Annotated in this window: 14 protein-coding genes, 1 tRNA gene and 1 pseudogene; 8 read left to right on the top strand and 8 right to left on the bottom strand. The window is 70.2% G+C overall.

The features are described from left to right. Positions 1 to 211 precede the first annotated feature (211 nt). Entirely contained in the window at positions 212 to 355 is a 144-nt protein-coding gene (locus tag ACH4S8_RS34940; protein WP_398401398.1) for a hypothetical protein, read from the bottom strand. A gap of 170 nt (positions 356 to 525) precedes the next feature. Here ACH4S8_RS34940 and ACH4S8_RS34935 point away from each other — a divergent pair, with 170 nt between their 5' ends. The 3 genes from ACH4S8_RS34935 to ACH4S8_RS34925 are packed head-to-tail and all read left to right on the top strand — an operon-like array spanning position 526 to position 1,779. After that, positions 526 to 990 (top strand): SRPBCC domain-containing protein, encoded by a 465-nt coding sequence (locus ACH4S8_RS34935; RefSeq protein ID WP_398401393.1) that lies wholly within the window; start codon positions 526 to 528, stop codon positions 988 to 990. After that, entirely contained in the window at positions 987 to 1,331 is a 345-nt protein-coding gene (locus ACH4S8_RS34930; RefSeq protein WP_398401391.1) for an ArsR/SmtB family transcription factor, read from the top strand. Before ACH4S8_RS34935 ends, ACH4S8_RS34930 begins: the two co-directional genes overlap by 4 nt. A 10-nt stretch (positions 1,332 to 1,341) precedes the next feature. After that, positions 1,342 to 1,779: an SRPBCC domain-containing protein gene (locus ACH4S8_RS34925; RefSeq protein ID WP_398401389.1), complete on the top strand. Its 438-nt coding sequence runs from the start codon at positions 1,342 to 1,344 to the stop codon at positions 1,777 to 1,779. Positions 1,780 to 1,785: 6 nt separating this feature from the next. On the opposite strand, the gene ACH4S8_RS34920 is transcribed toward ACH4S8_RS34925, so the two are convergent. From ACH4S8_RS34920 to ACH4S8_RS34910, 3 genes are all read right to left on the bottom strand, one after another. Then, positions 1,786 to 3,414 carry an IS200/IS605 family accessory protein TnpB-related protein gene (locus ACH4S8_RS34920; RefSeq protein ID WP_398401387.1) on the bottom strand — a complete coding sequence of 543 codons (1,629 nt, stop codon included), beginning with the start codon at positions 3,412 to 3,414 and terminating at the stop codon, positions 1,786 to 1,788. A gap of 502 nt (positions 3,415 to 3,916) precedes the next feature. Then, positions 3,917 to 4,378, bottom strand: a complete 462-nt coding sequence (locus tag ACH4S8_RS34915; protein ID WP_398401385.1) for an ArsI/CadI family heavy metal resistance metalloenzyme — start codon at positions 4,376 to 4,378, stop codon at positions 3,917 to 3,919. Between the two features lie 51 nt (positions 4,379 to 4,429). Then, a complete protein-coding gene (locus ACH4S8_RS34910) occupies positions 4,430 to 5,797 on the bottom strand; it encodes an NAD(P)-binding domain-containing protein (protein WP_398401383.1) in 1,368 nt (455 codons plus the stop codon). A gap of 170 nt (positions 5,798 to 5,967) precedes the next feature. Here ACH4S8_RS34910 and ACH4S8_RS34905 point away from each other — a divergent pair, with 170 nt between their 5' ends. Next, complete coding sequence (locus ACH4S8_RS34905) at positions 5,968 to 6,333, top strand: ArsR/SmtB family transcription factor (RefSeq protein ID WP_398401381.1); 366 nt, start codon at positions 5,968 to 5,970, stop codon at positions 6,331 to 6,333. Between the two features lie 16 nt (positions 6,334 to 6,349). Further along, on the top strand, positions 6,350 to 6,895 hold the full coding sequence (locus tag ACH4S8_RS34900) for a DinB family protein (protein WP_398401378.1): 546 nt from the start codon (positions 6,350 to 6,352) through the stop codon (positions 6,893 to 6,895). A gap of 203 nt (positions 6,896 to 7,098) precedes the next feature. Here ACH4S8_RS34900 and ACH4S8_RS34895 read toward each other — a convergent pair whose 3' ends face one another. Genes ACH4S8_RS34895 through ACH4S8_RS34885 form a run of 3 tightly spaced genes read right to left on the bottom strand, consistent with a single transcriptional unit; the run spans position 7,099 to position 9,318 of the window. Beyond that, positions 7,099 to 8,166: an ArsO family NAD(P)H-dependent flavin-containing monooxygenase gene (locus ACH4S8_RS34895; protein ID WP_398401376.1), complete on the bottom strand. Its 1,068-nt coding sequence runs from the start codon at positions 8,164 to 8,166 to the stop codon at positions 7,099 to 7,101. Then, positions 8,163 to 8,966, bottom strand: a complete 804-nt coding sequence (locus tag ACH4S8_RS34890; RefSeq protein ID WP_398401374.1) for an aquaporin — start codon at positions 8,964 to 8,966, stop codon at positions 8,163 to 8,165. Before ACH4S8_RS34890 ends, ACH4S8_RS34895 begins: the two co-directional genes overlap by 4 nt. A gap of 37 nt (positions 8,967 to 9,003) precedes the next feature. After that, positions 9,004 to 9,318 (bottom strand): ArsR/SmtB family transcription factor, encoded by a 315-nt coding sequence (locus ACH4S8_RS34885; RefSeq protein WP_398401372.1) that lies wholly within the window; start codon positions 9,316 to 9,318, stop codon positions 9,004 to 9,006. Between the two features lie 104 nt (positions 9,319 to 9,422). Between ACH4S8_RS34885 and ACH4S8_RS34880 the strand changes: the two are divergent. The 3 genes and pseudogenes from ACH4S8_RS34880 to ACH4S8_RS34870 form a co-directional block, all read left to right on the top strand. Continuing rightward, positions 9,423 to 9,623, top strand: a pseudogene (locus ACH4S8_RS34880) (arsenate reductase ArsC); the annotation flags it as partial. Between the two features lie 195 nt (positions 9,624 to 9,818). Beyond that, positions 9,819 to 10,238 carry an arsenate reductase ArsC gene (locus ACH4S8_RS34875; protein WP_398401561.1) on the top strand — a complete coding sequence of 140 codons (420 nt, stop codon included), beginning with the start codon at positions 9,819 to 9,821 and terminating at the stop codon, positions 10,236 to 10,238. A gap of 679 nt (positions 10,239 to 10,917) precedes the next feature. Continuing rightward, complete coding sequence (locus tag ACH4S8_RS34870; RefSeq protein WP_398401370.1) at positions 10,918 to 11,283, top strand: hypothetical protein; 366 nt, start codon at positions 10,918 to 10,920, stop codon at positions 11,281 to 11,283. A gap of 364 nt (positions 11,284 to 11,647) precedes the next feature. Here ACH4S8_RS34870 and ACH4S8_RS34865 read toward each other — a convergent pair. Beyond that, positions 11,648 to 11,721, bottom strand: a tRNA-Met gene (locus ACH4S8_RS34865). Positions 11,722 to 11,780 lie beyond the last annotated feature (59 nt).

Below are 11,780 nucleotides of genomic sequence, written 5' to 3'. Positions count from 1 at the left end.
CCCCCGCCGCCCCGCCAGCGGATCCACACCGCCGGCCGAAGAGGAAGAGCAGCGCGCTCGGGCGGTGTTGTTCAGCGGTCCCGGTCAGTGGATCACGGTTGGGTGACCGGTCGCCATGCGCTGTCGGCGTGACAGGCGGGTGCCGCGTGCTCCTTCCTGCCGGCGGTGATCGGGCTGACGGAGCGACCCGGAAGAGATGCGTCCCCCGGACCTACCAGACGACCGCGAGTTCCATGGTGCGGCGCAGGACGAGGTTGGCGGATCGAGCCGCGGGGGCCTGGGCGGCGAGGATGAGCGCCGTTGTCTGGAGCCTGGTGTTCGGGGCAGCCGCATGTGTCCCCTGCACATATGGCATTGCGTTCCTGTTCGATCCGGACGTGCCGCTGTGGTCGGCTTTGGCACTCACGCCCGCAGGCCGGTGACCGCCGCGCAGACCTGACACCGACGAGCAACCTTCGGTTGCGAAAGGCCTCGGCGTCATCTATCGTGATGTGCAACCAAAGGTTGCGAAAGGTGGCTGCGGACATGGAGTACGGGAGCATCGAGCGCGAGTTGTACGTCGACGCCTCACCCCAGGTGGTGTTCGACGTGCTCACCGACCCTGAGCACATCCGGGACTGGTGGAGTGCGGAGACCGACTTCGAGGCGGCACCCGGCCGACCGGGCAGCCTCACCTGGACGAACGAGGACAGCGGCGTCCGCAAGTCCGTGCCGTTCACGGTCGTCGAGTCCGATCCGCCGCGCACGCTGTCGTTCCGGTGGACCTACGAGGAGGGGGAGACCGCGGCCCCCGGCAACTCGCTGCTGGTGACCTTCGAACTCGCCCCGGCAGGCGAGGGAACCACGCTCCGCTTCCGCGAGAGCGGGTACCGCGAACGCGGCTGGGAGGCCGCCGTGCTCGAGGCGCACTACAACGACCACCGACAGGGCTGGGACTTCTATCTGCCCCGCCTGGCGGCGACCGCCAAGCAGGTGGCGGGCGCGCGATGAGCGCCGCGGTCGACGACGACCTGTGGTCGGCGATCGGTGACCCGACCCGGCGTCGCATGATCGACCTGCTGCTGGCCGAGGGGCAGGGCACCGCGACGACCCTCAGCGCCCGTCTGCCCGTCACCCGGCAGGCCGTGACCAAGCATCTGGCCGTGCTCGACCGGGCCGGACTCGTCCGGTCCACGGCGGCCGGCCGGGAGCGGCGCTACCACGTCGACGAGGCACAACTGGCGCGCGCCGTCACCCAGTTGCAATCGGTGGGCGCACTGTGGGACGCCCGACTGCAGCGCATCAAGAGCCTCGCCGAGGCGATCCAACGAGCCACGAACACGAAGAAGTGAGGAGATCGAAATGGCGGACATCCTGCACCGGGTCGGCACCACGGCAACCCGGGACACGGTCTATCAGGCACTCACCACGGTCGACGGTCTGGCCGCATGGTGGACGACCGACACCGAGGGCAGCGGCGAAGACGTGCTGCAGTTCCGCTTCGGCGACGTCGGCGGCTTCGACATGAAGGTCCTCGAACTCCAGCCGGACACCCGGGTGCGGTGGGAGGTCGTCGCCGGGCCCGAGGAATGGATCGGCACCACGGTGACCTTCGACCTCAAGCAGGAAGGCGAGTGGACGGTCATCCTGTTCGCGCACGAAGGGTGGCGCGAGCAGGTGGAGTTCATGAACCACTGCACCACCAAGTGGGCCCTGTTCCTGATGAGCCTGAAATCCCTGGTGGAGACGGGCACCGGCGCACCGCACCCGCACGACGTGCGGATCAGCAACTGGCACTGACCGTTCCTATGGACTGAGCGGGAGTGAGTCCTGTCGCCAGGCCTCATGCTCAGCCGAACACCCCAAACGGTCTTGGGTGTTCTGGTGGCCCGCGTTCGCTCCGCGGCCGGGCGGCACGGATCGTGTCCGTGGTCCGGGAATACGGGGGCGGGGTCTCTCACGCCCCAGGGTGTCCGGTCGGGCCTGGACGGTCCGATGCCCGTATCCATCGCTCTGGTGGGTACGGGGCGGTGCCGTCCGACGCCGGACCGGATGCCCCAGGGCGCGCCTTCCGATCGCCACGGCGGCAGCGTCGTGGCGAGTGGTGGTGCGTTTGCCGGTGGTGAGGGGTTTTTGCCAGTGCTGGGCACCCCACCTGCTGGTGTAGGCGGGATCGACCGCCACCAGGGGGATGCCGAGGTCGGCGGCCATGGACACCAGGCGGGCGCGGAGCCGGGCCACGGGCATGCCGGAGATCAGCTTGCGGAACTTCTTTTGGCGGCCGTGTTTCTCCCGGCTGGTCTCGGCGGTGAAGTCGAGATCCTCGACCGCGATCGCCAGGCGGTGACGCTCGGCCCAGTGCAGCAGCCGGGTCAGCGCGTGACGCACCTGGGCGTCACGGTGGTCGGCGGTGCCGGACAGGGTGTAGTCGAAGCGGCGCGGGGCCCCGACCGGATTGCCATGCGCATCCAGCCGCCAGGCCGCCAGGTGATCGGCGTTGGTGTCCACCCCGATCAGACCACCGGCCCGGACCGTGGCCAGGGGCACGACGGGGACGGGTGGGAGGGTCCAGGAGGCGGTCAGATACCAGCGGCTGCGGCCGGTGTCCTCGTGGATACGGTACGCCACCGCCCGGTTCGCCACTACGCGGTCACGCCACATCTCACCCCGGTGCGCGAACGACACCCGCGCCGCCAGGACATAGCGGCCGTGCGCCGCGTTGGCGAGATGGGCGAGCGGGGCCGGGAGCCTGACGCTCACCTGCCCGTCGGGGCCGACCCGGATGGTCTCGTTGCCATACCGCTTCCCGGACTCCCCGTCCGCCTGCAAAAACCGGCGCCCCGCCTCCCACCTTGCACGCCACGCCTCCTCGCTGAGCTGCGCCTGTTGAAGGTGGTGGCGGGTGTTGAGCAGCCGTTTCCCGCCCCGCACCACCCGCACCCGACCGGCCACCCAGTCCGCCCGCGCCCGCTCCAGCCGGTCCTCCAACACCCGCAGCCGACGGGTCTTGGCATGCCACTCCCGCCGACTCCGGTAACCACCCGGAGCACGCTTCGAACCCTTCTCCCCGAGTGGAAGCGACAGCCGGTGCCGGATCGTGGCCACGCCGGCCTCCAACTGCCGGATGTGCGCCAGCTGGCCGCGCCGGGCCAGCGCCCACAGGTCATGCGTGGCCTTCGTCAACGACCCCGCCCACCGCGACGACGACAACCCCGTCAGCTCCCGCTTCCGCAACGCCCACGACTCACTGCCATGCTCCAGACCGACCGCACACCGCGCCTTCAGATCCCGCGCGGCGAGCGAACCGAGATGACCGCCGACCAGCCGCAGCACCCTCTCGTCCTGGGCAGTCAGGTCCTTGAGCCGGTCTCGGACCGCCACCCCCGACGGACCGGGCACCACGAACGGCGCCGCCACCGCCCGCAGATCCCCCACGCCGTCACCCCCAGCCCCATCCGGACCGAACAGCCCGTCACCCCGCCCAACGACCACCCTCCATGGAGGTCACGCATTCGAGACAGGAACTTCCGTTCCCTCCCCGAACCTCGTGCGAGCGGAAACCGTCAACACTCACTCACGCACGCCAGAACACACTTACGCACAGTCAACAGGCAACAGTTGCCAACCCCGTCCGCGAGTAGCTACCGCCCCAGCACGCTCGCGCGATCATCGAGGCCACGGGCGTGCTCTCGACAGAGCTTCGGACACATGCGAACGACACCATCCGTCGCACGCGACGAAGCAGGCGGGCGCCTCCCCTGAAACAGGACTCCCGCCGACCAGCCGGTCCGAGCGGCGATCTGCGGATTCAGTACGGGAAAGGCGCAGTGGACGATGCCCCAGCTGGTGATCCGGGTGGGGCACAGTGCGGGCAGGGCCGCGACCGGTCCCCGGTTCCGGTCGCGGCCCCGCTGGTTGGAAGGTCGGTCGTCAACGGTCAGCAGCAGCGCGCCGATGAGGCCGTCGACGCATCCGGGGCATCCTCGCTCGGGCCGGTGCAGCAGGTGCTGCCCTGTTGTTCGGCGAGGGTGTCGGCGTCGGCCTTCACGACGTAGACCTCCCAGGGTTCCTGTCCGGGGCCGTGGACCCAGACCTTGTCCTGGAGGGCGTAGCAGCAGGTGGTGTCGTTCTCCACGTCGGTGGCCAGGCCTGCCTCGGCCAGGCGGGCGGTGGCGCCGTGCACCGCTTCGGTCGTTTCGACCTCTACCCCGAGGTGGTCCATGCGCGTCGCCTCACCCGCGGCGCCTTCGATCAGGACGAGCTTGAGCGGGGGCTCGGTGATGGCGAAGTTGGCGTAGCCGTCGCGGAGTTTGGCGGGCTCGGTGCCGAAGAGCTTGGTGTAGAAGGCGATGGACGCGGTGAGGTCGGGGACGCGGAGGGCGAGCTGTACGCGGGACATGGCGAGCCTCCTGTTGAGTGATGGGTGGGGTGGCGGGTCTGGAGCCGTGGGTCAGCAGCCGCCGGACGGGGCCGGGCCGCCGATGCCGATCTGAAGGGTGGTCGGGGCCGCGCAGCAGCCCCCGCCGTCGCCGTCCTGGGCGGCGGCGGGGTCGTCGAAGAGGCCGGCGCCGCCGCAGACCCCGGTTTCCGGCAGGGTCAGTTCGACCCGCTCGGCGGCCTCGTGGTCGCCCGCCAGGGCGGCGGCGATCGAGCGGACCTGCTCGTAGCCGGTCATCGCCAGGAACGTGGGGGCGCGGCCGTAGGACTTCATGCCGACGAGGTAGACGTCCTTCTCCGGGTGGGACAGCTCGTTGACGCCGTGCGGGTAGACGGTGCCGCAGGAGTGCTGGTTGGGGTCGATGAGCGGGGCCAGCTCGACGGGGGCCTGGAGGCGCTCGTCGAGGCCGAGACGGAGCTCGGACAGGAAGGACAGATCGGGGCGCAGGCCGGTGAGGACGATGACCTCGTCGACCGGGTCGAGGCGACGGCCGTCCTCTCCGACGAGCGCCAGGCGGCCGTCGGCGTCACGCTCGACGGCGTCGGTGCGGAAGCCGGTGACCGCGTCGGCGTGGCCGTTGTCGACGGCGGCCTTGGCGGCGAGGCCGAGGGCGCCGCGGGCGGGGAGTTGGTCGGCGGTGCCGCCGCCGAAGGTGGAGCCGCTGATACCGCGCCGCAGGATCCACACGGCGTGGGTGTCGGGGGTCTCCTCGGCGAGGTCGGCCAGGTGGGCGAGGGCGGTGAAGGCGGAGGCGCCGGAACCGATGACCGCGGTACGCCTGCCCGCGTACCGGGCGCGGACGACCGGGTCCTTGAGGTCCGGCACGCGGTAGGTGATCCGGTCCGACGCCGCCTTCTCGCCGAGGGCCGGGAGGCCGCTGCCGCCGGCCGGACTCGGGGTGGTCCAGGTGCCGGAGGCGTCGATCACCGCGCGGGCGAACAGCCGCTCCTCACGGCCGTCGGCGTGGGTGACGTGGACGACGAACGGCTGGGCCTCGCGATCGGCGTCGACGATCCGGTCCCGGCCCGAGCGGGAGACACCGGTGACCGTGGCCCCGAAGCGGACCTGCTCGCCGAGGGCCTGGGCGAGCGGCTGGAGGTACCGGTCGGCCCAGTCCCCGCCCGAGGGGTAGGTGGCGGCATCCGGCCTCACCCATCCCGTCGGGGCGAGCAGCTTCTCGGCGGCCGGGTCGGTGACCTCGCCCCAGGTGGAGAACAGCCGGACGTGCGCCCACTCGCGCACCGCCGCGCCGGCGACGGGACCGGCTTCCAGGACCAGCGGGGTGAGGCCGCGGTCGACCAGGTGGGCGGCGGCAGCGAGTCCGGCGGGGCCGGCTCCGATCACGACGACGGGCAGATCGGTGGTGACGGGCGCGTTCACGGTCGGCTCCTCGTTATTTCGACATCTGTCGATGGCTTGCGCCGCCAGCATGGCACCTGATTCGATGAACGTCAACATAGATATCCATCTAATTCATTGCCCCGGTGAGAGCGTCCGGGCGACCGTTCCAGCCCTCGCCAGGCTGGTTCGACGTATGTCAACATAGATATATGTCGAATACGAAGCTGCTGCCGCTGCTGGATCCCGCCGACCAGGCCGTGGAACCGTGCTGCCCGCCGCTCACCGAGCGCGCGCTGACGGCCGAGGAAGCCGAGCGGACCGCTGCGATGTTCAAGGCGCTCGGTGACCCCGTGCGCCTGCGGCTGTTCTCACTCGTCGCCTCGCACGAGGGCGGCGAGGCCTGCGTGTGCGACATCTCCGACGTCGGCGTGTCCCAGCCGACCGTCTCCCACCACCTCAAGAAGCTCAAGGAGGCGGGACTGCTGACCTCCGAGCGCCGCGGTACCTGGGTCTACTACCGGGTCGAGCCGTCGGTGGTCGCCGCGATGGGGCAGATGCTGGGCACCAAGGGCTGAACGCGCTCGAACGGAGGTGGGTTCGCTGAGCAAGTCCGCGATGGACCGCGAGACGGTCCACGAGGAGATGGAACGCACCCGCGCGACGTTCCACCAGCTCCTTGACCACGCCACAGAGGCCGACCTGCGCCGGCCGACCGACGGCACCCGCTGGACCAACGAACAGATGCTGTTCCACATGCTCTTCGGTTACATCCTGATCCGGCCCCTCCTGGTCCTGCTACGGGCCCTCGGGCGGCTGCCGCGCGGAGCCGGCCGAATCTTCGCCGGTCTCCTGAACGCCGCCACCGGGCCCTTCGACGTCGTCAACTACCTGGGCCCCCTGGGCGGCGCGAAGGTCCTCGGGCGCCGGCGGATGGGGAGGGTGTTCGACCGTGTCATCGCCGACCTGCACCATCGCCTCGACGCCGAACGGGAGTCCGACCTCGCGCTGAGCATGCACTACCCCACCCGCTGGGACCCCTTCTTCCGCGACGTGATGACCATCGCGGACCTGTACCGCTATCCGACCGAGCACTTCGATTTCCACCGCCGACAGCTCGCACTGACGGCAAGGCGCTGATGGCAAGGCGCTGACGGGCGAACGTGAGAGCCGACCGTCGATGCGCCGCCTTTCAGTGGCGGGCGGTCAGCACGAAGCCGACCAGGGCCGGCACCCTCCAGGCAGGCGGATGACCGGATTCCGGGGCCGTGGTCATGACTGGCAGTCTTCAGGGCCCCGGACTTGTGGCGGCACTGGAGGAAACCGCGCATCTCCCGCCGCGCCTACGGGGATACGGCCGCAAGCAGCGCACCGATGTCCTGGACCGCGTCGCGGGCGGGACGTCCGACGCCGATGAGGGTGGCGGAAGCGGGGCCGGTCCAGTCGCCGTAGCCGAGGAGGTGCAGGCGTGGCTCGCCCTCCGCCCTCGTGCCGTGGACGGCTATGCGCCCGCGTCGGCCACGGAGTCGGAGGGGTGCGAGGTGGGACAGGGCGGGGCGGAAGCCGGTGCACCAGATGATCGTGTCGGCCTCGGCACGCGTACCGTCGGCCCACTCGACGCCGCCCGGGATCAGGCGGGAGAACATCGGGCTCGCCTTGAGCAGACCACGGTCGCGGGCTTCACGTACGGGCGGGACGGCCACGATGTCCCCGAGCGAGGCGACACCGCCCGTGTCGGAGAGTCCGCTGTCGAGCGCGCGCCGACGGGCGGTGGCCGCGTCGAACAGGGCGCGCCCGTCGATGTCGTCGGCCAGGAATCGAGGCGGCCGCCGAGTGACCCAGGTCAATTGCGTGTCGTAGGCGAGATCGGCGGCGATCTGCGCCCCGGAGTTGCCGCCGCCGACCACCACGATCTTGCGTCCGCGAAGATCGTCGGGACTGCTGTATTCCACCGTGTGCATCCGGCGGCCCTCGAAGGCCGTACGGCCGGGGACGGTGGGCAGGAAGGGGCGCCACCAGGTTCCCGTCGCGCTGATCACGGCTCGCGCCTGCCAGGTGCCCGAGTCGGTCTCCACCCTCAGGAACAGACCGTCGCGATGGACGCCGATCACGCGCACGGGCCGCTCGACGGGGAGTTCGTACCGCTTCTCGTAGTCCGTCAGGTACTCCACCACGTGCCGGGCGTCCGGGTGGACCTGGCCGGGCTGCGGTGGCATGAAGCGGCCGGGCAGCGAGGAGTGGGCGGCCGGTGAGAACAGGTGGAGCGATTCCCAGGTGCGTTGCCAGGCGCCGCCCGGTGTGGACCGGGCATCGAGGATGACGAACTCGATGCCCAGTCGGCGTAGGTGATACCCGGCGGCGAGCCCGGCTTGGCCACCGCCGATCACTACGACCCGAGCTGTCGGCGTCATGTGACGGACTGCTCGGCCTTGCGTCCGCCGGGCACGAAGATGAGCGCTACCAGCACCAGTCCCACCACGGCGCCGATGATCTGCATGCCGATGAACCCGGGAACCGAGCCGGGTGCGATGCCGGCGAAGGTGTCGGTGAAGGCGCGGCCGATCGTGACGGCCGGGTTGGCGAAGGACGTGGACGAGGTGAACCAGTAGGCGGCGCCGATGTAGGAGGCGACCGCGACGGGCGCGAAGCGCAGTCGGTCCGTACGGGCCAGTCCGAAGATCAGCAGGATCAGTCCGGCCGTCGCGACGACCTCGCCCAGCAGCAGATGCCCCGCCGAGCGGTCGTGGGCGGACCACTTGACCAGCGGCTCACCGAACATGGCGTCGGCCAGGACGGCGCCCGCGATCGCACCGACGATCTGAGCGGGGACGTAGGCGGCCGTCTCGCGCAGGGTGACTCCTCCGCCGCCACGGCGGGCGGTCCACCACTCGGCCAGGGTGACTACCGGGTTGAAGTGCGCGCCGGAGACCGGGCCGAGCAGAAGGATGAGGACGCCGAGGCCGAAGACGGTGGCGGTGGAGTTGGCAAGCAGTTGCAGGCCGACGTCCTTGGTCAATTCGGTGGCCTGGATGCCGGAGCCGACCACGATCGCGACCAGGGCCGCGGTGCCGACCAGCTCGGCTGCCGCCCTGGCGATCAGCGGGGGCGCCTGGGGCGGAGTGGCGCCCGGTGCGGACTGCGGCACGGGCGCGTCAGGGGCTGTGGCAGATCCCTCGGCGCCGTCGCGCTCGGTGGCCTCGGTGGCGGTCAACAGGACTCCTCGTTGCAGGTCGCCGCGGGGGCGGGGATCAGGGGCAGGACCGCTTGACGTTGTTCTCGGCGGTGGCGCGCGCGGTCTCCGCCAGGTCGGCGAACTGGCCCGCGAGGGAGGCGATGACATCGGCCCTGAGGCGGTAGTAGGTGAACCGGCCGCACGGCTCCGTGTCGACGACACCGGCCTCGCGCAGCACCTTCAGATGGTTGGAGAGGTTGGTCTGTTTGACGCCCGTCTCCTCGATCAGGTGCGTGCTGCAGAGCGTCTCCCTGGCGAGCAGGGTGACGATCCGGAGCCGGAGCGGGTCGGCCAGAACCCGCATCAGATCAGTGTCGACTGACGTCATCATGGACTGATACTTTCACATCACTCCAGGCTGATACCAGCGTGGAGTGATTCCTGGGACCCGCATCCCCGCACAGGTGGGGACCCACGCCCCCCGAAGAAGTTCCCATGACCGCATCCCCGCCCCCTGCCCTGCCAGATCAACGTCTCGCGGCCGGCACCGCCGGTCCTGCCCTCCGCCACCGCGGACGCTTCTCGCCCGAGAGCATCCAGCGCCCGGCCATCGCCCCCTACGAGCGCCTCGCCGAGCACGCCCGCGTCCACACGCACCTCGCCGTGCCGGCCGGGCACCTTGCCACCGAGAAGCTCGACGCCCTCGCGCACATCCAGGGGGCGCCCGGGGTGGGCCTGCTCCGTGCACTATTCATGTGCAGCCACGACGCGGGCCGCTCGCAGACGGCCGCCGCCCTGCTCGCGCATCGCGCCGGAGGCCACGCCGTCGCCTCCTCGGCCGGTACGCACCCCGCCACACCATTCGCTCAATCACTTACGAAGGAAGAACCGATGTCCTCCAGCCCGCTCGCCTCCGTGCTCTTCGTCTGCGTCCACAACGCCGGACGCTCGCAGATGGCCGCCGGATTCCTGAACCACCTCTCGGGCGACCGGATCGAGGTCCGCTCCGCCGGCTCCCTCCCGGGCGACCAGGTCAACCCCGCCGCGGTCGAGGCCATGAAGGAAGTCGGCGTCGACATCGCCGACGCCAAGCCGAAGATCCTCACCACCGAGGCCGTCCAGGCGTCCGACTACGTCATCACCATGGGCTGCGGCGACGCCTGCCCGATCTTCCCCGGCAAGAAGTACCTCGACTGGGCCCTCGAAGACCCGGCCGGCAAGGGCGTCGAGTCCGTCCGCCCGATCCGCGACGAGATCAAGACCCGCATCGAGGCCCTGATCACCGAGATCGACGCGAAGCAGCAGGCGTAACGCCCGTCGCGGACACCGGCATACGCGAGGTCATCATCGGATCCGGCCCCGCCGGATACGCGGCACCGTATGGCACGGGAGATCCGAAGGAGCCGGGTGAACTGCGCCTGCGCGCGCTATCCGAAGAAAGCCACCCTTGGCGCCCGACCGGCTCGGTGAACTGGTCAGGAACATCCGGGACACGACGTGCCGCGGGCCGGGCGCCGCGAGGATGCCCCGGGCCATGTGCACCAGCGTCCGGCCAGTCGCAGACACCACAGCAGCGGCGACTGCTCCCACGTAGTGAAGCGAGTCGGCCCGGGGAGCCTGCCGGACCGAAGCTGGGCACGCCCTTGGGCAGTGGGCCGGGCACCTCTTCGCGTAAAGGTATCCGGCAGCGTGTCCGGTGCCTGCGCCGAACCAGGCCCTCAGCGCCGGCGCCCAACCGACCCGATCGGCGAAAGCCCGCTCCAGCCGCCCCAGTTCGGCCGGCAGTCTCGCCAGATGGCACTACACAGGGAAGCCATGCCTCCGCGCAGCAAGTACCTCGGCGTACTGGACAACCCGAACGCTTACGGGCGCACACCCAGAATCAACCCGCAGGGCATCATCACGGCTTACTCTGTGGACGCCGCACCCGGCTTCAGCCGCGCTTCCTCTGCCGAACCGCGACGCCCTGTCTGCTGATGGAGCACGCGCCATGATCCTCACACCTGACATGCGGGCCCGGCTGTGTGACCTGCTTCGCGAGTACGAGTCGACGTACCCCGTCCCGATCCGTGTCGAGCAACTGCAGTTGACGCAGCGCAGGTTCACCGGAGGGGCGGTCGAGACCGAACGGGCCTTCCTCGAAGTCGAGGTTTCGGTGGCCCAGCCGGACAACGAGCCGCAGCGCTGGGTACTGAGCCTGGACTTCGACGAGGACGCCGGGAACCTCTTCGGCGAAGGTGCGCAGGAGGCGGATCTCCGAACCGCGGCGCTGATCGTCTCGGCGAACATCGACGAGTGGTGGCGGTGCAAAGCCCACGAGGTCGCCACCGCGGCCATCGGCAGGAGGCTCTCGTAGGAGGTCGCCTTCGATCAGCGGGCCGGAAACTTGTCGGGCTTGCGACGCCGGAACCTTCGGCGTCGCGGACCGGGAGTACGCCTTGCTGGACCAGGACACAGCGATCGGCGACGCCGCCCGGTACCGGCTCATGGTCGCAGGCCCCCACACACGCAGGGCGGGCATCGGGAGACCGTTCTTCGGCATGGATGGACCCGAAGGTCATACGGCATACCGCGGGGTCACCGCATGTCTGCCCTTCTGCCCCCGCTCCCCCACCGCAGCAGTCCGAGAGAACAGGCCCGGGCCAGGCAGGAGCAGGACGCGAGATCGTCCAGGACGGCGAGAAGGCCCGGATCGTATGGATCCGGGCCCTCCTCTGCAGTAGCGGGGACAGGATTTGAACCTGCGACCTCTGGGTTATGAGCCCAGCGAGCTACCGAGCTGCTCCACCCCGCGTCGGTATCCCCCACCGTACGCCATCACGGCAGGTGCCGAGGACCACTGTCCGGCGCTGG

It is taken from the genome of Streptomyces sp. NPDC021080 (assembly GCF_044333225.1).
In the GTDB taxonomy this organism is placed as follows: domain Bacteria; phylum Actinomycetota; class Actinomycetes; order Streptomycetales; family Streptomycetaceae; genus Streptomyces.
This window is presented reverse-complemented; position numbering and strand designations above follow the sequence as displayed.

Bases quoted from the DNA above. Each gene is read 5' to 3' on its own strand.
- ACH4S8_RS34940 (WP_398401398.1), bottom strand. From the start codon at position 355: ATGCCATATGTGCAGGGGACACATGCGGCTGCCCCGAACACCAGGCTC.
- ACH4S8_RS34935 (WP_398401393.1), top strand. From the start codon at position 526: ATGGAGTACGGGAGCATCGAGCGCGAGTTGTACGTCGACGCCTCACCC.
- ACH4S8_RS34930 (WP_398401391.1), top strand. From the start codon at position 987: ATGAGCGCCGCGGTCGACGACGACCTGTGGTCGGCGATCGGTGACCCG.
- ACH4S8_RS34925 (WP_398401389.1), top strand. From the start codon at position 1,342: ATGGCGGACATCCTGCACCGGGTCGGCACCACGGCAACCCGGGACACG.
- ACH4S8_RS34915 (WP_398401385.1), bottom strand. From the start codon at position 4,378: ATGTCCCGCGTACAGCTCGCCCTCCGCGTCCCCGACCTCACCGCGTCC.
- ACH4S8_RS34905 (WP_398401381.1), top strand. From the start codon at position 5,968: ATGTCGAATACGAAGCTGCTGCCGCTGCTGGATCCCGCCGACCAGGCC.
- ACH4S8_RS34895 (WP_398401376.1), bottom strand. From the start codon at position 8,166: ATGACGCCGACAGCTCGGGTCGTAGTGATCGGCGGTGGCCAAGCCGGG.
- ACH4S8_RS34885 (WP_398401372.1), bottom strand. From the start codon at position 9,318: ATGATGACGTCAGTCGACACTGATCTGATGCGGGTTCTGGCCGACCCG.
- ACH4S8_RS34875 (WP_398401561.1), top strand. From the start codon at position 9,819: ATGTCCTCCAGCCCGCTCGCCTCCGTGCTCTTCGTCTGCGTCCACAAC.
- ACH4S8_RS34870 (WP_398401370.1), top strand. From the start codon at position 10,918: ATGATCCTCACACCTGACATGCGGGCCCGGCTGTGTGACCTGCTTCGC.